Source organism: Aquimarina hainanensis (assembly GCF_042684685.1).
Lineage (GTDB): Bacteria > Bacteroidota > Bacteroidia > Flavobacteriales > Flavobacteriaceae > Aquimarina > Aquimarina hainanensis.
The window spans coordinates 823,863-847,601 of record NZ_JBHULX010000039.1; the positions used below are offsets into that span (position 1 = coordinate 823,863).

Genomic DNA, 23,739 nt, shown 5'->3' on the forward strand with positions numbered 1-23,739 from the left:
TCTATTCTTCCCTTTAGAGTATTTAATCCTATTACACATTAACAAACAAAGCAACTTAACTCATTAATTTACAATTAATTCAAGCCCCCTATATCTATACATATATTTATAAAAAAAAAGCTGTCTTATAAAAAGACAGCTTTTTCAGGGCCGTGTAAATTATTTTTAATTACCTTTTATTGGATAAATACCTTTTTAGTAATTGTTTTCTTAGTATTTGTCACCTGTATAAAGTACATACCTGTCGACAACTTGCTTACATCTATCCTTTGTGTCATTACTCCACTTGGTGGGGTACTTAACTCAATAGATTTTAATGCTCTTCCATTCATATCTTTAATTTTGATATGAGAAGAGTTTGTACCAAGATTACTGATTTCTAAATTAATAAATTCATTTGCCGGATTCGGATATGCTAACAATCTAAACTCATTAGCTGTAATCTCTCCATCTAATGGTGGCATTGAAACAATGGTATTTCTGGTACTTCCACATCTTCCTAAATTTCTCCATCCTGTAGCCGTTTTTTCGAATAAACTACCTTGATATGTTACTCGATCTCCTACAGAGTAAGTAGTTCCTGCTGACCAAGGTCTAACTCCATCACATGGATCGTTTGAAGTTGTACAGGCACCTAAGTTCTTCCATCCTGTCGCAGTTTTCTCAAATAGATTTCCTCTATATGTCACTCGATCTCCTACGGAGTAAGTAGTTCCTGCTGACCATGGGCTAACCCCATCACAGTTACCTCCTGTTCCCCCTCCACAAGACCCGGAAGAAGAATAAGTTGTTTGATTACAAACAATTGAGAAATTATCCACTGTAGCTCCTGACGATTTTTTGGCTTGCCAGCTATTTCCTACTCTTGTATTTGCTCTATAGGTACCTCCCGCATTAGCAGAACCTTTACGAGTATTATTCTCATAATACTCTAATGTACAGTCTGTATTATTTCTAAAGGTTACGGATACCTGATCTCCTGTATTACATCCTCCACCATCACAACTTTGCACACAGCTAGCTCTATTAATGAAATTACGCATTACATTTGCTGGCTGAGATCCAAATCCTTTATTAAAATTGATTCCTGCCCCTGTCAAATGGCAATAGCTCATAATTGTACCTCCACCGGAAGGAATTGCCGGTTTTGCACATCCTCCTTCTGTAGTATAACAACCATCAATGGCTGTATTGTTTCCGTTCCATACACAGGCATGCGTATGATTAGATCCAAAATTATGTCCTAATTCATGCGCTATTACTCCAACTGTCCATGAATATGTAGGAACGTTGCTATAGTTTTTATTAATTCCTGATAATCCATACTTACGAGAGCCACATAAAGCACTTAACCAGGCTACCCCTCCAGAATAGTTATAGGTAACAAAGTGTCCTAAATCTCCATTAAAGCTATTTTGATTCCTGTAGCTTCTAAAATTATCAAGATTACTAAATGGTGTAGACGATGTCCACACTTTCATTCCTGATAATTTGATGGATATATTTTCATTCGCGTATAATACTGCTACCTGATTAAATACAGCCTGAATAAAATTGGTTGCTCCCTGGCTACCTCCTTTATCATTAACAATATCATTTCCTACATCAAAAAATATTCTGGGACATTTTGCTGCCGCTTTGTTATTAGTATCTCCTCCAAATAACTCTTCTTTGGTATAGCTTTTTACTTGTCCTTCCATTCTACACGCAAAATCGTTCAGATGGCTAATCGCATTATCTTTATAGAGGATATGGCTTTTATTATTATCCATCTTCCCCATTACGATATTACCAGCCTCTTCTCCTACGCTAATGATTCCTGACATTTGATCACCAAAAAAGCTGACAGCTGCGATAGAATTAGGCTTTCCTTTTACAATCCCTCTATAGTGTACAATATCACTATTGGTTTGCAATACTTTTCCTGATGGCATTTCTATAGCCTGAAAATCATCTGTTGCAATGTCTACCTTAACTAAATCAAGGGACATAGATGATTTTTGACCTGGAATAGGTAAGTTCATTGTTTCAGGTCTTTTAGACTTGAAAGACTTCATAGCACTTTGATCAAAAGAAAACAAGGTAAATTCCTTTAGCTCTTTAGGGAGTTGAGCATTACTTTTTTGATCATTTACGGTGGTAAAAAGTTTGACTTGTTGAAAATTCGAACCCGAAGATTTTTGTTGGGCTACCAGTTCACTGGGCTTTTGTAGTTGTGTTTGCGAAAAGCTCATTACCGTAAAAAAGGCAATGGCTATCATTACAATACGTTTCATTATGTTTAAGTTTTAATTTTGAATCTCAGGCAACAATAAATCCGGCCCCAGGTAAGTATTAATCGCCATAAAATCCAAAAGAGTTTGTGTATCACAAAGTTACAAACTTAAATCCAGCTCTAAAATACTGCTAACAAATAATATAAAAATACTGCTTGGTGTACATCTAATAGAATTTTATTTCATTTTATTAGATAATGAAAAGTTTTTTTACCTGTGCTATTTTAACATCCTAAAAATACGCTATCTCTTTTTCCTAGTCTCAAAACAAGTAATTACTAACGTTGATAAGGAAAGATTCCTCTATTAATTTTTTATGTTTTCCATTTCCTCTTCTAACCGACAAATGTGGTAATGTATTCATTATTAAAAACAAAGACAATCTTGTTTTACAAAGAGCTCGCAAATAGTTACCTTTGCATTCTTGGTTAAAATTTTATGGCAATATCTGAAGAAAACATAGAGGTTTTAGGAGCGAGAGTTCATAATCTTAAAAATATAGACGTTACGATTCCTCGTGAAAAATTAGTAGTAATCACAGGTTTATCCGGTTCCGGAAAATCTTCTCTGGCATTTGACACTATTTATGCAGAAGGGCAAAGAAGGTATATTGAAACTTTTTCTGCTTATGCCAGACAATTTCTAGGAGGCTTAGAACGTCCGGATGTGGATAAAATAGATGGGCTTTCTCCTGTAATCGCGATAGAACAAAAAACTACCAGTAAAAGTCCTCGAAGTACTGTAGGAACTATTACGGAGATCTATGATTTTTTGAGGTTGTTATTCTCCAGAGCCAGCGATGCTTATAGCTATAATACCGGAGAAAAAATGGTAAGCTATAGCGATGAGCAGATCAAAGATCTCATACTCAAAGAATATGAAGGCAAAAGAATCAATATTCTTGCTCCGGTAATTCGCTCCAGAAAAGGGCATTATCGCGAATTGTTTGAGCAAATTGCCAAACAAGGGTTTGTAAAGGTTCGAACTGACGGAGAAATCAGAGATATTACCAAGGGTATGAAATTAGACCGATACAAAACACACGATATCGAAATAGTGATTGATCGGTTAGCTATTTCCAAAAACCAAGACCTGTCAAAACGATTGATGGAAACCATCAATACAGCAATGTATCACGGAGATGATATTCTTATGGTTATTGATCAGGATACATCAAGTGCTCGTTTTTTTAGTAGAAATGTAATGTGTCCTTCTACCGGAATTTCTTATCCAAATCCGGAGCCAAATAACTTTTCTTTTAATTCGCCAAAAGGCGCATGCCCAAAATGCAATGGTATAGGAAGTCTATATGAGGTCAACATAAATAAGATTATTCCAGATCATTCCAAATCAATCCATGCAGGAGGTTTAGCTCCTCATGGACCGAAAAAGAATAACTGGGCCTTTAAGCAATTAGATTTTATAGCCAAAAGGTATAATTTTAAGCTTACAGATCCCATTAGTAGTATTCCTCAGGAAGCGATGGAAATTATCCTCTATGGAGGGAAAGAACAATTTAGTATTAAAAGTAAAACACTAGGAGTTACACAGGAGTACAAAATCGATTTTGAAGGAGTTGCCACCTTTATAGAAAACACCTATCATGTCAATGAATCTACCTCTCTAAAAAGATGGGCTAAAGAATTTATGGATAATATTTCCTGTCCGGAGTGTCAAATGGCCAGACTTAGAAAAGAATCGCTATATTTTAAAATCAACGATAAAAACATAGCTGATTTAGCCAAAATGGATATTAGTGAACTGGCTGAATGGTTTAAGGAACTTCCTAAATCCCTTTCTGAAAAACAATTAAAAATTGCAGGAGAAATTCTAAAAGAAATCAATACCCGAATTCAATTCCTGATCGATGTAGGATTAACTTACTTATCTCTCAATAGAAGTAGTAAATCTTTATCAGGAGGAGAGGCACAACGAATCCGTTTAGCGACTCAAATCGGATCTCAGCTAGTCGGGGTATTATATATATTAGATGAGCCAAGTATAGGCCTTCACCAACGTGATAATGAAAAACTGATCAATTCGCTGGTTCAGCTAAGAGACATTGGTAATTCTGTCATTGTCGTAGAGCACGATAAAGATATGATTGAACGCGCAGATCACGTTATCGATATTGGTCCTAAAGCAGGAAAACACGGAGGAGAAATTATTAGTGAAGGTCCTCCTACTGACTTAAAAAAGCACCAAACACTAACAGCTGATTACCTCAGTGGTAAAAAAGAAATTCCTATTCCTTCTGAAAGACGGAAAGGAAATGGAAAAAAGATTAGCCTAAAAGGAGCTACTGGAAATAATTTAAAAAATGTATCTATCGATATCCCTTTAGGAAAGATGATCGCAGTAACAGGAGTTTCGGGAAGTGGAAAATCCACGCTTATCAATGAGACACTTTATCCCATTATGAATGCGCACTATTTTAATGGGGTAAAAAAACCAATGCCCTATAAGAGTATTAAAGGTTTAGAGCACATTGATAAGGTAATCGATATCAATCAATCTCCGATTGGAAGAACCCCCAGATCCAACCCAGCTACCTATACAGGAGTATTTTCTGAAATCAGAAGCTTATTTACCAAAACTCCTGAAGCAATGATTCGTGGTTATAAACCCGGTCGATTTAGTTTTAATGTTGTCGGGGGACGATGCGAAACCTGCAAAGGGGGTGGATTACGAGTTATCGAAATGAATTTTTTACCAGATGTATATGTAGAATGCGAAACCTGTCATGGAAAAAGATTTAACCGGGAAACATTAGAAATACGATACAAAGGAAAATCTATAGCTGATGTATTGGAAATGACCATTACCGAAGCATGTGCTTTTTTTGAGCATATTCCAAAAATTGCCCGAAAATTAAAAACAATTCAGAGTGTTGGTTTAGGCTACATTACACTGGGGCAACAATCTACAACGCTCTCAGGAGGAGAAGCCCAACGAATCAAATTAGCTACAGAATTATCCAAAAGAGATACAGGAAATACCTTTTACATTCTGGATGAGCCAACCACCGGACTTCATTTTGAAGACATTAGAGTACTCATGGAAGTACTCAACGAATTAGTAGATAAAGGAAATACCGTTTTAATTATAGAACACAATCTGGATGTTGTAAAAATGGCAGACTATATCATTGATATAGGCTATGAAGGAGGTAAAAACGGAGGTCAAGTAATTGCCAAAGGAACACCGGAAGAAATTGTAAAAAACAAAAAAAGTCATACCGCCCGATTTCTAAAAAAAGAACTGGCAAACTAAACATAAATCACATGAGAAAAGAACAACACCACAAAGGCTGGAATGAAATAAAAACCAATGACTCTTGGGCTATTTTCAAAATCATGGGAGAATTCGTCAACGGATTCGAAAAAATGAGTAGAATTGGTCCCTGTGTATCCATTTTTGGTTCCGCCAGAACTAAAACTGATGACAAATATTATCAACTGGCTGTTGATGTTGCCAAAAAAATAGTAGATCACGGATACGGAGTAATTACCGGAGGAGGTCCCGGGATTATGGAAGCTGGTAATAAAGGAGCTCACCTTGGAGGTGGTACTTCTGTCGGACTTAATATTGACCTTCCTTTTGAACAACATGATAACCCGTATATCGACAGTGATAAAAGTCTTGATTTTGATTACTTCTTTGTCAGAAAAGTAATGTTTGTCAAATATTCTCAAGGATTTGTTGTAATGCCAGGAGGTTTCGGAACATTGGATGAACTATTCGAGGCAATCACTCTTATCCAAACTAAAAAAATTGGAAAATTCCCGATCATATTAGTAAGTTCTGACTTCTGGGGAGGACTACTTGATTGGGTAAAAAACACTTTACTAGATAAGTTTGGAAATATCAGCCCAGAGGATCTGGATCTTATTCATTTAGTAGATACTCCTGAAGAGGTATTACAAATATTAGATAAGTTCTACGGAAAATACAACCTAAGTCCTAATTTCTAATCTGAAAAAAGTATTTTAAAACCTCCGGGATCGAATCCCTTTTTAGATTTCAAAAAACACAAATTGCTTTCTGTTTACTTCAGAAAGCAATTTATACTTGGATATTGTATTTTATTTACGATTTCATTATTTTTTTATTAAAAACGCAACAGTTTTAACAAAAAACAGTTATTATTAAATAATAGTTCAATGAATTACGATATATTTAAAAAAAATTAAATCATTTTTATGACTTTTATCAACAACACACTACTATATTTCGCCTCCTTAATAAATAACTAATATTTCTTTTGCTACTTTCTTGAGAAACCATAGATTTCTTCATATCGTTCTATTGTACTTTGCATTTATATGTACGCTATATTCTCAACATCAAATCACGATTAGCAGTACATTATATCCGGAGTCCAATACAATTCAAATAGAACAAGAAATCGTATACAACAATACATCCAATGATACATTAGCTTCGCTCTATCTAAACGATTGGGCAAATAGTTTTTCCAGTAAGACTACCCCTCTCGGCAAACGTTTTTCCGAAGATTTCCTAAAGCGTTTTCACTATGCCAAAGAACATGAAAGAGGCTATACCGCTATTAAGTTTATTACTGCTGATGATAGTAGAATTGCATCGTGGAAGCGATATGATTCTGTTCCTGATATCGTACAGGTTCAACTACGCACTCCCTTACTTCCTTCAGAAAAGATCGCTTTTAGACTTCAATATGACGTAAAATTACCCAGCGATAAATTTACCCGATATGGTTATCATGACAATGGTGATTTTAGCCTTAAATATTGGTATATATCGCCTTCGGTATACACTAATAAGTGGAATACTTACAGTAATAAAAACCTAAACGATCTATACAATCCGTTATCAGACCTGCATATAAAAATGAGGCTTCCCTCATCTTATAAAATACACAGTGAATTACAACAATATATTATTCCAGATGAAACAACGGAAGAAACACAAACCATACAACTAAGCGGAAAACAGCGAAATAAAGCAAATCTTTATATAGAAAAAGACAGTTCTTTTTATGATTACCAAATTAACGATCTAAAATTCATCAGTAATATTGACGAAAAAGATATCGCTCCAGAATTAAAATCCATTGCTATTCACAAAATACTAACTTTTCTGGAAGCACGCTTAGGGAAATATCCTTTTGAAAAAATTATTACTTCTCAAAAAGAATATAAGAATAGCCCGGTATATGGTCTTAACCAATTGCCAGATATCCTCCGCCCTTTCCCCGATGGGTTTCAGTATGAAATAAAACAACTCAAAACCATTTCTAAAAACTATATAGAAAATACCTTATTAATCGATCCCAGATATGATGCCTGGATAAAAGATGCGATTCATGTCTATCTGATGATTGCCTATACAGAGCAATATTATCCAGAAATGAAAATGATAGGTAACCTCAGTAAGATAATAGGTGTACGATGGTTTCATGCAGCAGATCTGGATTTTAATGATCAATACTTTTTAGGGTACAAAAATGTAGCTCGATTGTTTCTTGATCAGTCACTCACCACCCCACAGGACAAGTTAGTCAAATTCAATAAAAATATTGCGAATGCTTATAAAGCAGGTGTTGGCTTCAAGTACCTGGAAGACTATCTGGAAGACGACAATGTTATTCCGCTTAGCATCCAAAAGTATTATTCGGAAAATTTATTAAAGCTAACCGATTCTAAAAAATTTGAAGCCACCTTAAGCCCGCTTACACCTAAAAATATAGAATGGTTTTTTGAGGATTATATCAATACCAACAGTAAAATAGATTTCAAATTTAAATCCGTCAAGAAAAGGAAAGATTCAATTGAGGTCACAATTAAAAACAAAAGCTATAATGCAATGCCCGTATCTGTTGTTGGGCTTAGAAAAAAAGAATACGTATCAAAAACATGGGTAACAGATATAACAGGAACTAAAACGATCAAGATCCCTAATGAAGGGCTTACTAAACTCGTTCTCGATTACGATCAAAAAATTCCGGAAACCAACAGAAGAGACAATTACAGAAACCTGAAATGGATTCAAAACAAACCCTTTCAGTTTCGCTTCTTTCAGGATATAGAAGACCCAACCTATAATCAGATCTTTTTTATCCCAGAGTTTGAGTTTAATGTATATGATGGATTTACTATTGGTTCCAAGTTTCACAACAAAACTGTAATCAGAAGACCCTTTAACTACAATATTACGCCTAGTTATGGCTTTAAATCACAAAAATTATTAGGTTCAGCTTCTCTTTCATACAGAAGGCAAATTGCTGACTATGGATTATATCAAATCCGTTATGGAATCAGTGGAAACACCTATAGTTATGCCCCGGATCTATTATATCAGCGGGTATCTCCTTTTATCTCTTTTTCTTTCCGACCAGAAGACCTCCGGTCTAACCAACGACAACGTTTAACCGTTAGAAGTGTGAATGTATTCAGAGAACGTGCAGAAGAGAATCCGGTAAATACTCCCGATTACAGCGTTTTTAATACGCGGTATTTGTACAGCGATAACAATTTACTCAATATCTTTAATTATTCAATAGATTATCAGCTGGCCAAAAACTTCAGTAAACTATCCACTACCTTTAAGTACCGAAAGATATTTTTGAACAATCGTCAACTAAACCTCCGTTTATTTGCCGGAACATTTATTTTTAATGACACATCTCGTGATGGAGACTTCTTCAGCTTTGCATTAGACAGACCTACTGATTATCTGTTTGATTACAGTTACCTGGGACGAAGCGAGTCGACAGGATTGGTCAGTCAGCAAATTATCCTGGCAGAAGGAGGCTTTAAGTCTAAGTTAGACTATTCATTCTCTAATCAATGGCTCACCACCTTTAATGCGGATTCTAATATCTGGAAATGGATTTTTGCATATGGGGACGTAGGTTTTGTCAAAAACAAAGGGGTTTCTCCCAAATTTGTTTTTGATACAGGGATCCGGCTAAGTTTAGTAGCTGATTATTTTGAAGTCTTTCTTCCTATTGCTTCTAATAATGGATGGGAAATTGCACAACCTAACTACAACGAAAAAATACGGTTTATTATCACCCTTAGCCCCCAGACCTTAATAAGCCTGTTTACCCGAGAATGGTATTAAACTTTTTTAGCCACACCAACCTATAAAAAAGAAAGTTTTAAAAATTAAATATTCCTCAAAAAAACCTCATTTTAAATACATAAAAATAACTTTTAATCATCAAAACAAGTGTTTAAATATCAAATTCGTAATAAAAATACAAATACAACATTTGCAAATCCCTCTAATTTTAATTAAATTTGTATCGAATAAAAAATCGTTCGTATGCAGCCTGAAACAACAACTACTCCTAATATTTCTTTTGAAGAATATAGAAATCAAATACTTAAAGATTACAAAACAGCATTATTAAGTAGAGAATGTAGTTTATTAGGCCGACGAGAAGTACTTACCGGAAAATCAAAGTTTGGTATTTTTGGAGGAGGAAAAGAACTTCCTCAATTAGCAATGGCTCGAGTTTTTAGAAATGGAGACTTTAGATCGGGTTATTACAGAGACCAAACATTTATGATGGCAATTGACCAATATACTGTACAGCAGTTTTTTGCCGGATTATATGCACACACAGATATAGAAAAAGAACCTTTTGCAGCAGGAAGACAGATGGGAGGGCATTTTGCTACTCATAGTCTTAATGCAGATGGCTCCTGGAAGAATTTGACTGCTCAGAAAAACTCCAGTTCAGACATCTCTCCTACTGCCGGGCAAATGCCTCGTCTGTTAGGCTTGGCACAAGCTTCTAAAATATACAGAAACGAAAAAAGTGTTGCCGGAGAAAATAACTTCTCTATCAATGGAAATGAAGTTGCCTGGGGAACGATTGGTAACGCGAGTACCAGTGAAGGATTATTTTGGGAGACCGTTAATGCTGGAGGTGTTCTTCAGGTACCAATGGTTATAAGTATTTGGGATGACGAATACGGTATTTCTGTTCATGCAAAACACCAAACAACTAAAGAAAACATTTCTTTAATTCTGGAAGGTTTCAGAAGAGATGACAAACACGAAGGGTATGAAATTATCTGTGTAAACGGATGGGACTACCCGGCATTAATTGATGCCTATAAAACAGCAGAAGATTTAGCTCGTGAACAACACATTCCCGTTATTATTCATGTAAAAGAATTAACGCAACCACAAGGACATTCTACTTCTGGCTCTCACGAGCGTTACAAAAGTGAAGAACGCCTTAACTGGGAAAGAGAACACGACTGTATCAAAAAATTCAAAGAATGGATTATTGATCACAATATTGCTGAGGCAGATGAATTGGTCGCTATAGAAAAAGAGGCGAAAAAAGAAGTTCGCTTAGGAAAAACTGCTGCCTGGAATGCATATCTTTCTGAAATTAAGACTGAGCAGCGAGAAGCAGTTTCTATCCTTAGAGATATTGAAAAAGTAAGTGCTAATAAAAATTTTATCTCTCCTTTGATCAATGCGTTGGAAAATAAGGATGAGCCGATACGAAAGGATATTATGGAAGCCACCAGAAAAGCGCTTCGATACCTTATTAAAGAGGATTCTGTAGAAAAAACACACTTACAAAACTGGATCAATTCCTATTTTAACAAGATACAACCAAAATACAGTGACCACTTGTATAATGAAAGTGATAACAAAGTTACTGCTATAGAAGAAGTAGCTCCTGTATATGGGGACGATGCTCCATTAGTAGATGCACGAATTATACTAAGAGATAATTTCGACCGTATTTTCGAAAGACTTCCTGAAACAATGATTTTTGGTGAAGACAGTGGAAAAATTGGAGATGTAAACCAGGGATTAGAAGGGTTACAGGAAAAATATGGTGAATTACGTATTTCCGATACCGGAATCAGAGAAGCTACTATTATTGGTCAGGGAATTGGGTTAGCCATGAGAGGGCTACGTCCTATTGCAGAAATACAATACCTGGATTATATTATGTATTGTATTCAAGGACTTAGTGATGATCTGGCGACATTGCGCTACAGAACATTTGCCAAGCAAAAAGCTCCTATGATCGTAAGAACCCGAGGACACCGACTAGAAGGTATCTGGCATTCCGGATCTCAAATGGCTGGATTAATTCACTTATTAAGAGGAATACATATCCTTGTACCAAGAAATATGACAAAAGCAGCTGGTTTCTACAATACCTTATTAGACAGCGATGAGCCGGCAGTTGTTGTAGAATGCTTAAACGGATATCGACTAAAAGAAAAAATGCCTAGCAACTTAGCAGAAATACGTACCCCTGTTGGTGTTGTAGAAACGGTAAAAGAAGGAAACGATATTACATTAGTTTCTTACGGATCTACCTTACGACTGGTAGAGCAAGCAGGAAAAGAGTTACTTTCTGTAGGCATTAATGTAGAGATTATCGATGTTCAATCACTTGTGCCATTTGATCTTTCTCATGATATTGTAAAAAGTGTTGCCAAGACGAATCGATTACTAGTTATTGATGAAGATGTTCCTGGAGGAGCTACCGGATATATCCTGCACAAATTAATCGATGAGCAAAACATCTATAACTACCTGGATAGCAAGCCTCAAACATTGAGTGCTAAAGCCCACCGTCCTGCTTTTGGCACAGACGGAGATTATTTCAGTAAGCCTTCTGCCGAAGATATTTTTGAAACAGTCTACGATATTATGCACGAAGCAAAACCTGCAACATATCCTAAACTGAGATAATATAAAAAAGAAATAAGGAAATCAGTCTACGCTATTTTCTATGCGTAGACGTTTTCCATTTTTATATGATATCACAAAAATATTCTTACTAAATCCCAGATCTATTAAAAGCTTTCGGAACTCCTGGGCTTCTTGCAAAGTTTCAAAAATTCCCAAACTTAATTTATAATAAGAGGTATCACTATAAAATCTCATATTAGTAAATTTTTCTGAGATCAAAGAAGTTTTATTCGTAGAAAAAGACCGAAGCTGCACTGAATATACCGTATCTTTATCAATGAGTTTTCTATAGAGGTACAGCGTTTTGATCTCTTCGAGATTAACCTTATCCTCTCTCAATTGTCTCAATTGCATTTTTAGAGAATCCATCTCTGTTGAGAATACCGCCATATCCTGATTCGCATCTTGTTTTATTACAGCATCTTCTCCTTTAAAAAAGAATGCACCAATACATGCTATTAACAATACTAAAGATACAATAGACAATATTTTTTTGATTCGATTGTTTTGATCAAATTCCTTCTCTCTTTCTTCCAGAAACTCTTCCAGTTCCAGCTGTTTCGTCTCTGCTTTCTCTATTTGATTATGTAACGATATAAGATCTTCGTCTTCAATATGTGGCATTATATTTTTTTTGGGGTGAGGGTTACTATATATGCATTCGCTAGTTATACCGATAAATCTTTTTTGAAAATCCCATATACCACACCATCACTCATTTCCAAAACCAAAAGCGATTTATCTTTAATTATCTTCTGAAATAGCGCCAAAGAATAGTTAGCTTCGGAACTATTTTTTATATTTTTTAATCGTACGTTATCATTTACTTTTAGAACTCTGATCTTAGGATTCACATTGCTTACAAAATATTTTTCCGGTAGGGAGTACAACGTATCTCCTTTACTGGTTATCGCCTGCATTGCCTTTCCTTGTTCTTTTGCTTTTTGAACTGCCTTTTCTCCTTTAAAAAAATCTACAAAATCAGCTTCTATAAAAATTATACCATTGTTTTTATACACTTTATTAAGAATACAGTATCTTCTTCTATACTCTTTCTTTTCAGATGCTTTTATCAATGTTTTTCGAAGCTTTTCTTCTTCTTTTAGCTCATTTTTATACGAATTCACATCACTTTTTACTGCGATGAGTTCATTTTTAATTTTATGAATTGAAACCACATCCACGACGCTGGTATGTTTCGTTTCATTTTTTTTTATTATACCTCCCCAATGATACAAACACAAAAAAACAATGGCACTAAAAAAAACCAATATTCCTGATAAAAAATACCAGTACTGCTTTCGTTCCTTTTTAATTTTCCCTGAAACAGCGTTTAGTTTCCCTTCTAAACTTTGTTGTTTCAATAATGTTTTCTCAATTTTATATCTTATGGATAAGTACTCCCCTACTTTAGTATCCATACAATATTTATTTTCCCTTATTCTGATGACAAAAATAGCATCAAAACAAAAAATAACCCAACATATAAACGCATTGTAGCTGTTCTTAATACATTAAACATTAAAAAACAGCTACGAAAACGTATATTAAGATATAAAATCTTTAGCAGACTTCATCTTTATTTTTTATTTAATTTTTAAGGAATCCACTTGATATCCTTGAAGTTAGGTTTTCTTTTTTCCAAAAATGCATTCCTTCCTTCCTTTGCTTCGTCTGTCATATAGGTCAATCGTGTTGCTTCCCCTGCAAACACCTGCTGTCCTACCATACCATCATCTGTAGCGTTAAAAGCAAATTTCAACATTCGTATAGAAGTTGGCGATTTTGCTAATATTTCCTGTGCCCATTCATAGGCTGTTTCTTCTAATTCATCATGAGGAATCACTGCATTAACCATCCCCATATCATGAGCTTCTTGCGCAGAATAGTTTCTCCCTAAAAAGAAAATTTCTCTCGCTTTTTTCTGTCCTACCATTTTTGCCAGGTACGCGGACCCGTAACCTCCGTCAAAGCTGGTTACATCAGCATCTGTTTGCTTAAAAATCGCATGCTCCTTACTCGCCAAGGTAAGATCACAAACTACATGAAGGCTATGTCCTCCTCCAACTGCCCATCCCGGAACTACCGCAATGACAACCTTAGGCATAAAACGAATAAGACGCTGAACTTCCAGAATATTTAATCGGTGCATTCCATCTTCTCCTACATATCCCTGATGACCACGAACACTCTGATCTCCTCCGCTACAAAATGAATAAACTCCATCTTTTGTAGAAGGTCCTTCTGCTGATAACAACACAACTCCTATAGAAGTGTCTTCTCTGGCATCTAAAAAAGCTTCAAATAATTCGGTTACTGTCTGCGGTCTAAATGCATTTCTTACATTAGGTCTGTTAAATGCTATACGTGCAACTCCTGCTGATTTTTTATAGGTTATATCCTTGTATTCTTTTACTGTTGTCCAGTTTATTAAGCTCATTATTTACTATTTATTATCTACCAAAAATAATACATTAAATCGTATTCTGCACATGATTTTATAAGTTAACAAAAAGTAAAAATACCAACTGTTTTTAACACCGCCTTAATAGTACTTTGCACAGTTATTGTATTTACTGAAGGAAAAAATTAAACATGAAACAATTTTTACTGATACCTCCAAAATTTCCTAAAATTACCCACACCAACTTTACAGTGATAAAAACAGTTCTTTTCCTAACTGCATTTTGCATGCATCACACCTCCTATACTCAAGAAAAATTACTACACATAGAAAATATAGAAGCTAATGAACATAAAGTAATCAAGGCGTTTGGTAAATTAAAAAAAAGACCCAAAAAGAAAAGGCTACAAGAGAAGTTCTCTATAGTATTCAACAACGCTATCTCAAAACACAAGGATCGTTTACATACGTTATCACACCCCAGTCCAATAGAAGACAAAAACTGGGAAGGACTAACAAACGCTCTGCGATCAATACAATTCTTAAATGAGCTCGCAACATCGTCTGGCATCACACCGCTTACTAAAACTCCCTCTATAGACAGCATTACTGCATTAGCTACTACTGACCTCTATACTAAAGGAAAAGCATCTTTAAACAAAACAGAGAACAGTTACGCCTATGAAATTGCCTATACATATCTCACACGTGCACTCCAATTCACCCCTAATTACAAAGACCTGAAAAAACTAATCGATATCACTATTGCAGAAGGAACCAGGAATGTATATTTCACCCCTGTAACCTATCAAAACCTAGGTAATTATGTTGAATGGGGAAATGATAATTCGAGTGTAAGTAGTGATTTCATTATTGAACATTTATCAAAAGACATTTCTGTAAATAATGTCGGGAGTCATTTTGTTCAGAACAAGTTAAAGGCTGATCGAGTTATCGCGATAGAATGGGTTTCAATAAATATATCTCCAGAAAAAAATCACCAGTATACAATCAAAAGAAGCTCGCAAATAATGGAAAACGGAAAAGAAAAAACAGTATCCGCTACCGTGCACTATCACAAAAAACATAAAGACATTACCGGAACACTAAATATTAAAATAAAAGATACTAAAGCTGCCCCGTATTTAATTAATGAAAACCTTTCTGGTACCAGAACATTCGAAAAAACAGAAGTTACTTATACAGGGGACAAAAGAGCATTAACTCAAGAAGACAAGAGCTTCATAAACAACTCTTATGGAACTAACAACCTGAATTTTAACTACACCAATAATTACAATCTGATCACAGAAATGTATTTAGATACGATCCATGACCAAGTACTCAATCACATTGGGAAATTATTAAATTGGAATTACAATATGTAACAGACAATGATCTGATTTCGATACATCTTTTTGCCTTAAAAAGTAAAGGCACTACCATCCTGGTGCCAAAAAACGGATACAATTACTGAATCATCAAAAACATTTTAATTTTTATCAGCAATGAAACATTTTTTATTTTTATTCTTATTTACACAGCTGATCGGCTTCTCTCAGCAATCAACTAATTTTTTTAACACAAACTACGCGGTTTACACCATACCTGTTTCTCATATATCCCAAACTCATCATTCCGGGAATCAGCAAATTTCCTCTTCTTCTATATGGTACAAGTTTACCTGGAGTAAGAAACGAGTAAAAGTCAAAGATTCTTCTAGTATTGTTTCCCTACAACAAAGAAAAAGCAGTAACAAGAAAACTTCTAAGAAAAAAGCAACAGCAGAAAGTTATCAAAACAGTAAATTCCCCGACAAGAAAACATTTGAATACGATCGTATTGGTTACCTGACGGATTATATGCGGTATCGAAAATCTTACCAAGTCAGAAATCTTTGTTCCCGAGTATTTTATTCTCCGGATAATCCAGAAATTCCTATTACGGATGGTATCATCAATCAGGCAGTACTGGAAACAATTCGCCCCACTATTGATCCATTCTGCATTCCTAGTCAGTAATTTATCAGAGAAAGCTGTTTTTATTCCACAAGTCGGATCCCATCTTTTTCGATCAGTATCTGTCGTTTTTTATAAAGTGTCCCTATCGCTTTTTTAAAACTCTTTTTACTCATCTGAAACACCTCTTTAATATCCTCCGGATCTGACTTGTCATTCAGGTCTATAAAGCCTCCACTGGCTTTGAGTTCTTTCAGGATCTGATCTGCATTCGGGTCGATACTTCGGTATCCGTGCCGCTGAAGTGTCAAATCTATTTTTCCGTCCGGGCGTACTTTTTTCACATAGCCTTTAAACGTATCTCCCACTGTAATTTTCTGAAAAATTTCATCCTGATAAACCAGCCCCAGATATTTCCCATTCACTATCATATTCCAGCCATATGGAGAAGGATGGGATGCAATCAGGCTTACCTCATCAAATGGCGCTAATAATACCAACGAGTTATCCAAAAATGAGTTTGTCTTACTCGAGGCTACTAATCTGTCCGTTTCTTCATCCAAATACATATAGACCAGATACCAACTCCCTTCTCTCATCTTAGATGCTTGTTCCTTAAAAGGAACAAAAAGCTCTTTATCTACCCCCCAATTCATAAACGCTCCTATTTTGGATACGGTAGTACATTTCAGATACGCAAATGAATTGACAGTGATAAATGGTTCCTGGGTAGTAGCTACTATACGCTCTTCATTATCCAAATACAAAAACACCTTAATCGTATCTCCTATTTCAAAAACTTCAGGAACAAACTTATTAGGTAATAAAACTTCATTTCCTTCTTCATCACTCAAAAAAAGTCCCGGATCCCGGTCTCTTACAATCTCTAATGTGTTATATTTCCCTAGTTGTAGCATGTCATTTGTATTTTGCGGCAAAGATAACTCTTTAACCGTGATTATGCATTAAAAAATCTATTACAGTCCGAAACTACTCTAAAATATACGTATGGTTATATTTCTTATATTCCCGCATTGGTGCTCGGCTGAATTTGATGAAATATTATTTTTTGTGTTATTTATGAACTTTAGCTCCAGGCTCTAACACACCAATCTAGGTTTAACGTTATTTTCTACACAAAAAAAAGGTACTCCCAATCGAAGTACCTTCTTTTGCTAAAAACAAGATTTTTTTAGTTGTATATAGCCTCTTTACCAAAATGTTTTGTTAGTAAATAATATACTACGGCTCTATACTTATTTCTATTAGACTTTCCATACTGTTCGATAACAGCATTGATCGCTTCGTCTAATTTTGGTCCATCACTAAGACCTAATTTTTTTATCAAGAAATTATTTTTTACTGTCTTCAACTCTCCTTCATCACTACCAGAAACTGTAGAGGCATCACTATTATAGATAGATGGCCCACAACCAATAGTAACTTTAGTCAATAAATCCATATCTGGAGTCTGACCGATTTTATCTTTAATATCAGCTGCGTATTTTTGAATTAGTTCGTCTCTTTTACTCATAAGGTAATAATAGTTTAAGTGTTAATAATTAGTTCTTACTCTCTCAAATATAAGATAATTATAGCGCAATTATTTACTGATTATCAAGATTAAACTTCTTTTTTCAGACGAAAGACCTAAAATAACCGATTAAAACCTTATCATTCTCTATTCTTGGGGTGAAAATTTCTAATAAAGCCGGAACATCGTCTAAAGCATACAGGGACTCCATTCCCGAGACAATGGCTTCTTCTGAGCTCGCTTTATGATACACTATTCCATACATAGCACATAATTGTTCTGCCGTTAACGAGTGCTTTGTTTCAAAAAAAGTAGAAAAGGCTTCACTTTCTTCTTTTCCCGGCAATATTCTAAAAATCCCTCCTCCACTATTGTTAATGACAATAATCTTAAAATTAGCAGGGATATATGCATTCCACAAGGCATTACTATCATAGAAGAAACTAAGATCTCCTGTAATTAAGGTAGTAGGTTTTTGAGAACCAATTGCTGCTCCGATAGCAGTAGAAGTACTCCCGTCAATCCCACTTGTCCCTCGATTGCAAAACAGCCTGAATGAAGGACTTAAAGAAAATAACTGGGCATATCGCACCGTAGAACTGTTACTCAACTGGATATATTGTCCTTCGGGCATCTGCTCAAAAATTCTTTCAAAAGCTTTTAGATCAGAATACGCGACTTGTTTCAGGTATGCCGCATGCTTATGCCTTCTTTCTTTTCTAACAGCCAGCCAGTCTTTTTTATAGGTACTCGCTACACTTACCAATTCATCCGCTAATGTTTCAAAAAACAAATTGGGATTCAACTTAATATGCTCTGTCAGACAGAAATAGGTATCAAATGCTTTTTTCTCATCAATATGCCAATGTGATTGTGGCTGGTATTTTCTCAAAAAAGCTTTGATTCTTTTAGAAATTACCATTCCTCCTATTGTCAGCAGTACTGCTGGTTGTAATGCCAAAAACTCTTTATCACTAAGAGGTGTTATCAACTGATCGATACAGTTTATATGAGAATCGTGGTAAATATTAGAGGTCGTCTCTGTCAATACCAGTACCGAAGGGTCATTAGCCAATACATCTACCCATTTTTGATCCAGTGTGTTCAGACTATTCACTCCTATAAGAACTATTTTCTTATCGGTTGTATTCCATCGTTCCAGCATTTCTTTTTTCAGTGATTCAGAAAAGTGATAGCGACTATCTTCCAGTGGAATATTTTTCGGGAAAACGGTTTGGTTTTCAAGCTTATCATATAGAGGTTCATAAAAAGGTGCGTTGATATGTACCGGTCCTTTTTGCTCGATTGCTTTATTCAATGCCAGATTTACTTCTCTCGCATTGTGTTTATACACCTCATGATGGCGTTGTTTAACATGAATATCGACCACCTCCTGAGTAGCAACTACCTCAGAATAGAGACTGGCAGAATACAAAATATGATTTTCAAATATATTTTTTTGCCGTATGGTTTGTCCATCACCAATGTCAATTCGTTCTATAGGTCTGTCTGCACTGATTACCACCAAAGGAATATCACTGTAATACGCCTCTGCCACTGCCGGATAATAATTAAGCAGTGCACTTCCTGAAGTACATACCAGCGCTGCAGGTTTTCCGGTTTGCTGTGCTAATCCCAGGGCAAAAAAAGCAGCACATCGTTCATCAACTATGCTATAACAGTTCATTCTCGGATTTCCGGTAAACCCAATTGTCAATGGAGCATTCCTCGATCCCGGGGATATTACAATATGGTGAATTCCTTTTGCTTCACACAAGCTTACGATTGTCTGTGACAACGGAATTTTAGAGTAGTAGCTATGTTTTTTCATTCTGGATGCAAAATACAATATCAATACTTTTTTCGCTAAATTTTTTTAGCGATTATCAAGTACCAACAATTCGCAGTACTTTTTTCATGGTTTCTGTTTTCTTTACTGTTTCTTCCCACTCAGACACTGCAACAGAGTCTTTGGTGATTCCTCCTCCTACGAATAGCTTAACATGTGCTGCAAATACCTCCATACACCGCAGGTTTACAAACAGTTCGGATTTCTGTGCTGCTCCCATATGCAGTGGTCCAAGAAATCCGGTATAGAATGTGCGTTTATAACCTTCATTGGCCATAATAAATGATTTCGCTTTTTCTTTAGGAAGTCCGCATACAGCCGGAGTCGGATGCAGGACTGTAATGATGTCCTTCAGATTTGTTTTTTCTGCAATAGTACATTCCAGGTCCGTTCTGAGATGAAACAAAGAACCTGCCTGATGGGTATACACTGCTGATTGCTTCAGGTTATCAGTTATATGAGATAGTCCTGACACAATAAAATCCGTTACTATTCGCTGTTCTTCTTTCTCCTTATCTCCCCATATGACAGGAGTACCGTCTTCTGCTGTTTTTGTCCCGGCCAGTGCCATGGTAGACAATATACCTTGTTCTACTTTTAGAAGGGTTTCCGGAGTAGCTCCTACCCACTGCCCTACCTGAGGATGGTACCAGAAATACACAAAGGCATTGGAATACAATAGAGTTAACTCATGAAACAATTGCAAGGCATCATCCAGCTGGGTCGTCACTTTTTCTGTACGAGAAAGTACTACTTTTTCTAAACTGCTGTTTTGTATTTCGTGAATCCCTTTTTCTACCAAGGTAATATGGGCCGTTTTCTCACAATCAGCTACCTTATCCGCTATATTCTCAACTCTATCTACATCAGAAAAAGGCATGGTTGCCGATGTAATCACCTCACTCTTTGTATACGGCATAACTATCGCTTGCTCGCTTTCCAGATCAAAGGGTGCGAATACGAATCCTGCTTCTGAATAGCTATTGGTAGTATATACCGTCGCATCCTGCTGCAAAAAAGCAGTACAGCTATTTTCTTCTTTTTTTCTATAAATGACAAAAGGAAGTTCATTGTCTAATTGTGCCCCTATTTTAGCATACACTTCTGCTAAGTTCATATTCTTATTTATTTTTTGGCAGGGCAATCGTTGTCAATTTAACCGAAGAAATAAGCTGTTCGTTTTCATCCTTAATTTTGATATCCCACAACTGGGTAGTTCTCCCTCTGTGAACCGCACGAGCCGTAGCATATACATATCCCTCTCGAATGCTTTTTACGTGATTGGCTGAGATTTCTATCCCACGGATATAAAATTCACTGGAGTTTAAAAAAATCATGGAAGCAGCACTCCCTACACTCTCTGCTAATGCTACCATAGCGCCTCCGTGCAATACCTTATCCGGTTGGTATACCCGGGAGGTTACCGGCATTTTTGCTACCAGATAATCTTCTCCCACATCACAAAAATGTATCGCCAGTGTTTCCATCAAGGTATCCTTACAGATTTTATTACATTCCTGCAATATTTGCTCTTTTGTCAAATCCATCTATACGTCAATTTTCAAAGGTAAAAGTACGCATTGATCCGCAATAATTCTATTTTTAGTAACAAGGGTACTCCTCCCCTGATCAGAACACCATCTGTTTGTTTTTATACACCTCGCAAAAAACACTGCTATACAATCGATTAGATCCGCCAGTATACATTTCAGGAATCAGGATCTTTATCTGATTTTTTTCTGACTTTGAGAAATAATAGCTTCCTCCCTCTTTTCTTTTTTATCGGTATCATTGACTAATCAAAATAAATGGAAAGAATTAAAAATCTCAATTGAGGAAAACTATTCCTGCTAATGGGAATAAGCTACCTCGCGATAAGTCCACGAAGTAGTTTACCTATATTCACCCTACGGAATTCCGTAAGGTACTTTTATTTTTTATCTTTATCATTGGCAATCAAAACAATAAAAAAAACAGCATGTTTTACAACGGTGCTAATTGTGATATTTATATCGGAAAAGGAGCTGGAAAAAAACTCCTAAATGATATCCGGAACGCTAAAAAATCTATAAAAATTGTTTCCCCCTTTCTTTCGCCATTTTTAATCGCTGAGTTGATCCGTTTCAGAAAACGAAACTTAGATATAGAACTGATTACAACCGACACTATTGAAGATTTTTATGGGGATTATGAAAGAAATATACATCAGCTGATTCTCCAAAATAAAGAAACAGACAGAGAAGCAGTCGAAAAACGTGAAAAATGGAACGATATTTCAAAAATTCTAACCTACATCACCTTGGGGCTTCTAGCAATATGCATTGGAATTGCCTATTTCTTTAGAGATATAAAAATTGCCTTGGCGCTCATTCCTATTGGTATAATGGTACTGATCATAAAGCTTTATAAGAACAAAATAAAAAACCAAAGAATCTACTCCTATTGGTATTCACAGCTTTTTCCCTTTAAGGTGTATATGTCACCCGATACGACAGCATTAAGTGATACATTTATTCATGGAAAAATTTATTTGATAGACGATCAAATTGCCTATTTAGGTTCCTTGAATTTTACCGCAAGTGGAACAAAACACAACTATGAAACCCGAATACGAACAACTGATCCTAATGTGATAAAAGAGATCAAAGAAGAGCTGTACCAACTCTTGCATCATTCTGATATACCAGAAAGAGACATACAGTATTGGGGAAAACAATTGTACCCTGAGCCTATTAATTAAAAATAAGAAGTAAATCGGGTGGCTCTGCAGTAATTAGTATAGACTGATAAAAATAACATATTCAGCAAAAAATACTAAAGAGAGCAGTACGAGATATATTAAGTCGCTTTGATCATAATTATCAGTCTTTAGATCGTGAGATTATAAAACGAGTAAATTTCAGAATGGGACAATTAGCAAATCAACTCTCATTTCATTTCCCGGTATTCAGTGACATACATATAGAACGAGTTTCTTTTGTTCCTGTTATTAATTAAGAATGAATTCATAGAAGTATAGAGGTTGCTTATATTCCTAAGTCAAATGTATCCAAATATGGAGGTGCTGGTTATCCCGGAAAAGAAAATGGGCAGCTCTGCGAATATCCAAAAGGGGTTCCGAAATTTTATACGTGGAATGAATTTCTATGTCGATGGGAGGTTTGTTTTCTCTTTTTATTATTGATTTAGTTGCCGGATGTAACACCTATAAAACCATAGTGTTCCTCCCCCTTTTTTATTGGTTTCACCTTACGGAAAACCGTAAGGTATTTTTGTTTATTATAAGTATTATTGACCGATAAAATAATTATGTATCTATTATAAGGTGTTAGCCTAAATCTAGAAAATCTAAAACTCATCAACTAATGACCCAAGTAAATAATATAATTAAAGCAAACTCAAAACAAAAAACCATTCTTACTATTTGGAATACTGGAGAAAAGGGGAAAACAGAAAGTTTGAGGCAATTTTCAAATTTATTGCTAACAACATTCCCTACATATATTCCTATTTATCCTATTCCTTCGAATATACCTATATCGAATGATTTTAGGTTGGTTATAGAAATTGAAGGAGTAATTATAGGAATTGAAAGCCAAGGAGATCCTAACACTAATTTACATGATAGATTAGTTGGTTTGGTTACTACATATAACTGTGATATAATAATATGTGCAAGTAGAACAAGAGGAAAAACTGTAGCAGCTGTTCAAAATATTCGAAATACTTATGGTTTTCAAGTAATATGGACTTCTACATATCAAATCGATGACAGGACTCAATACGAATTGATAAATCGATTAAAGGGTAAACATATTTTGGATTTACTCAAAAGTTTAGGTTTACTATAAAGATACGAATCATTAATAGTCATCAAACTAGCCTACATATTTCTATAAAACACTGCTTTATAAACTCTTTTCTCATAATTTCTTTGAACACCATTATTTTTAATCGCCTAAAAAAGGTTTATAAAAAATAAGATCTGTAAC

Annotated in this window: 17 protein-coding genes; 8 read left to right on the plus strand and 9 right to left on the minus strand. The window is 35.4% G+C overall.

The genetic code is table 11. The annotated features are described in order from the left end of the window. Positions 1 to 176 precede the first annotated feature (176 nt). A complete protein-coding gene (locus ACFSTE_RS19545) occupies positions 177 to 2,276 on the minus strand; it encodes a M12 family metallo-peptidase (RefSeq protein ID WP_378255228.1) in 2,100 nt (699 codons plus the stop codon). A 438-nt stretch (positions 2,277 to 2,714) separates the two neighbouring features. On the opposite strand from ACFSTE_RS19545, the gene uvrA reads away from it, so the two are divergent. The 4 genes from uvrA (at position 2,715) to ACFSTE_RS19565 (ending at position 12,002) form a co-directional block, all read left to right on the plus strand. Next, positions 2,715 to 5,549 (plus strand): excinuclease ABC subunit UvrA, encoded by a 2,835-nt coding sequence (uvrA, locus tag ACFSTE_RS19550; RefSeq protein WP_378255230.1) that lies wholly within the window; start codon positions 2,715 to 2,717, stop codon positions 5,547 to 5,549. Between the two features lie 11 nt (positions 5,550 to 5,560). Next, a complete protein-coding gene (locus tag ACFSTE_RS19555; RefSeq protein WP_176029987.1) occupies positions 5,561 to 6,250 on the plus strand; it encodes an LOG family protein in 690 nt (229 codons plus the stop codon). 301 nt (positions 6,251 to 6,551) lie between these two features. Continuing rightward, positions 6,552 to 9,383 (plus strand): metalloprotease, encoded by a 2,832-nt coding sequence (locus ACFSTE_RS19560; protein ID WP_378255232.1) that lies wholly within the window; start codon positions 6,552 to 6,554, stop codon positions 9,381 to 9,383. Positions 9,384 to 9,587: 204 nt separating this feature from the next. Further along, positions 9,588 to 12,002, plus strand: a complete 2,415-nt coding sequence (locus ACFSTE_RS19565; protein WP_378255234.1) for an alpha-ketoacid dehydrogenase subunit alpha/beta — start codon at positions 9,588 to 9,590, stop codon at positions 12,000 to 12,002. A 21-nt stretch (positions 12,003 to 12,023) separates the two neighbouring features. On the opposite strand, the gene ACFSTE_RS19570 is transcribed toward ACFSTE_RS19565, so the two are convergent. From ACFSTE_RS19570 to ACFSTE_RS19580, 3 genes are all read right to left on the minus strand, one after another. Further along, on the minus strand, positions 12,024 to 12,626 hold the full coding sequence (locus tag ACFSTE_RS19570) for a hypothetical protein (RefSeq protein WP_176029985.1): 603 nt from the start codon (positions 12,624 to 12,626) through the stop codon (positions 12,024 to 12,026). A 44-nt stretch (positions 12,627 to 12,670) separates the two neighbouring features. Then, positions 12,671 to 13,423, minus strand: a complete 753-nt coding sequence (locus ACFSTE_RS19575; protein ID WP_176029984.1) for a hypothetical protein — start codon at positions 13,421 to 13,423, stop codon at positions 12,671 to 12,673. Between the two features lie 176 nt (positions 13,424 to 13,599). Beyond that, on the minus strand, positions 13,600 to 14,442 hold the full coding sequence (locus ACFSTE_RS19580) for a 1,4-dihydroxy-2-naphthoyl-CoA synthase (RefSeq protein ID WP_378255236.1): 843 nt from the start codon (positions 14,440 to 14,442) through the stop codon (positions 13,600 to 13,602). A 155-nt stretch (positions 14,443 to 14,597) separates the two neighbouring features. On the opposite strand from ACFSTE_RS19580, the gene ACFSTE_RS19585 reads away from it, so the two are divergent. Beyond that, positions 14,598 to 15,794, plus strand: coding sequence for a hypothetical protein (locus ACFSTE_RS19585; protein WP_378255238.1), 1,197 nt, complete (start codon positions 14,598 to 14,600; stop codon positions 15,792 to 15,794). A gap of 120 nt (positions 15,795 to 15,914) precedes the next feature. Further along, positions 15,915 to 16,427, plus strand: a complete 513-nt coding sequence (locus tag ACFSTE_RS19590) for a hypothetical protein (protein ID WP_378255240.1) — start codon at positions 15,915 to 15,917, stop codon at positions 16,425 to 16,427. A gap of 20 nt (positions 16,428 to 16,447) precedes the next feature. Here the strand turns inward: ACFSTE_RS19590 and ACFSTE_RS19595 are convergent, their stop codons facing one another. From ACFSTE_RS19595 to ACFSTE_RS19615, 5 genes are all read right to left on the minus strand, one after another. After that, entirely contained in the window at positions 16,448 to 17,281 is an 834-nt protein-coding gene (locus ACFSTE_RS19595; RefSeq protein WP_176029980.1) for a CvfB family protein, read from the minus strand. Between the two features lie 275 nt (positions 17,282 to 17,556). After that, entirely contained in the window at positions 17,557 to 17,898 is a 342-nt protein-coding gene (locus ACFSTE_RS19600) for a DUF2853 family protein (protein ID WP_176029979.1), read from the minus strand. A 103-nt stretch (positions 17,899 to 18,001) separates the two neighbouring features. Continuing rightward, positions 18,002 to 19,729, minus strand: coding sequence for a 2-succinyl-5-enolpyruvyl-6-hydroxy-3-cyclohexene-1-carboxylic-acid synthase (gene menD, locus ACFSTE_RS19605; protein ID WP_378298348.1), 1,728 nt, complete (start codon positions 19,727 to 19,729; stop codon positions 18,002 to 18,004). Positions 19,730 to 19,784: 55 nt separating this feature from the next. Continuing rightward, complete coding sequence (locus ACFSTE_RS19610) at positions 19,785 to 20,864, minus strand: isochorismate synthase (RefSeq protein ID WP_378255244.1); 1,080 nt, start codon at positions 20,862 to 20,864, stop codon at positions 19,785 to 19,787. A gap of 4 nt (positions 20,865 to 20,868) precedes the next feature. Then, the gene (locus tag ACFSTE_RS19615; protein WP_176029976.1) at positions 20,869 to 21,294 is read right to left on the minus strand and encodes a PaaI family thioesterase; all 426 of its coding nucleotides are present in this window, start codon (positions 21,292 to 21,294) and stop codon (positions 20,869 to 20,871) included. Between the two features lie 431 nt (positions 21,295 to 21,725). Between ACFSTE_RS19615 and ACFSTE_RS19620 the strand changes: the two genes are divergently transcribed. Together ACFSTE_RS19620 and ACFSTE_RS19625 are read left to right on the plus strand one after the other, a co-directional pair. Next, positions 21,726 to 22,487 carry a phospholipase D-like domain-containing protein gene (locus tag ACFSTE_RS19620; protein ID WP_378255246.1) on the plus strand — a complete coding sequence of 254 codons (762 nt, stop codon included), beginning with the start codon at positions 21,726 to 21,728 and terminating at the stop codon, positions 22,485 to 22,487. A gap of 625 nt (positions 22,488 to 23,112) precedes the next feature. Further along, positions 23,113 to 23,598, plus strand: coding sequence for a hypothetical protein (locus tag ACFSTE_RS19625; RefSeq protein ID WP_378255250.1), 486 nt, complete (start codon positions 23,113 to 23,115; stop codon positions 23,596 to 23,598). Positions 23,599 to 23,739: the final 141 nt, after the last annotated feature.

What these genes read in the sequence shown, in the direction of transcription:
- ACFSTE_RS19625 (WP_378255250.1), top strand. Translation starts at nt 23,113, where the DNA reads ATGACCCAAGTAAATAATATAATTAAAGCAAACTCAAAACAAAAAACC.
- uvrA (WP_378255230.1), top strand. Translation starts at nt 2,715, where the DNA reads ATGGCAATATCTGAAGAAAACATAGAGGTTTTAGGAGCGAGAGTTCAT.
- ACFSTE_RS19610 (WP_378255244.1), bottom strand. Translation starts at nt 20,864, where the DNA reads ATGAACTTAGCAGAAGTGTATGCTAAAATAGGGGCACAATTAGACAAT.
- menD (WP_378298348.1), bottom strand. Translation starts at nt 19,729, where the DNA reads ATGAAAAAACATAGCTACTACTCTAAAATTCCGTTGTCACAGACAATC.
- ACFSTE_RS19570 (WP_176029985.1), bottom strand. Translation starts at nt 12,626, where the DNA reads ATGCCACATATTGAAGACGAAGATCTTATATCGTTACATAATCAAATA.
- ACFSTE_RS19580 (WP_378255236.1), bottom strand. Translation starts at nt 14,442, where the DNA reads ATGAGCTTAATAAACTGGACAACAGTAAAAGAATACAAGGATATAACC.
- ACFSTE_RS19545 (WP_378255228.1), bottom strand. Translation starts at nt 2,276, where the DNA reads ATGAAACGTATTGTAATGATAGCCATTGCCTTTTTTACGGTAATGAGC.
- ACFSTE_RS19575 (WP_176029984.1), bottom strand. Translation starts at nt 13,423, where the DNA reads ATGGATACTAAAGTAGGGGAGTACTTATCCATAAGATATAAAATTGAG.
- ACFSTE_RS19565 (WP_378255234.1), top strand. Translation starts at nt 9,588, where the DNA reads ATGCAGCCTGAAACAACAACTACTCCTAATATTTCTTTTGAAGAATAT.
- ACFSTE_RS19620 (WP_378255246.1), top strand. Translation starts at nt 21,726, where the DNA reads ATGTTTTACAACGGTGCTAATTGTGATATTTATATCGGAAAAGGAGCT.
- ACFSTE_RS19585 (WP_378255238.1), top strand. Translation starts at nt 14,598, where the DNA reads ATGAAACAATTTTTACTGATACCTCCAAAATTTCCTAAAATTACCCAC.
- ACFSTE_RS19600 (WP_176029979.1), bottom strand. Translation starts at nt 17,898, where the DNA reads ATGAGTAAAAGAGACGAACTAATTCAAAAATACGCAGCTGATATTAAA.
- ACFSTE_RS19590 (WP_378255240.1), top strand. Translation starts at nt 15,915, where the DNA reads ATGAAACATTTTTTATTTTTATTCTTATTTACACAGCTGATCGGCTTC.
- ACFSTE_RS19615 (WP_176029976.1), bottom strand. Translation starts at nt 21,294, where the DNA reads ATGGATTTGACAAAAGAGCAAATATTGCAGGAATGTAATAAAATCTGT.
- ACFSTE_RS19555 (WP_176029987.1), top strand. Translation starts at nt 5,561, where the DNA reads ATGAGAAAAGAACAACACCACAAAGGCTGGAATGAAATAAAAACCAAT.
- ACFSTE_RS19595 (WP_176029980.1), bottom strand. Translation starts at nt 17,281, where the DNA reads ATGCTACAACTAGGGAAATATAACACATTAGAGATTGTAAGAGACCGG.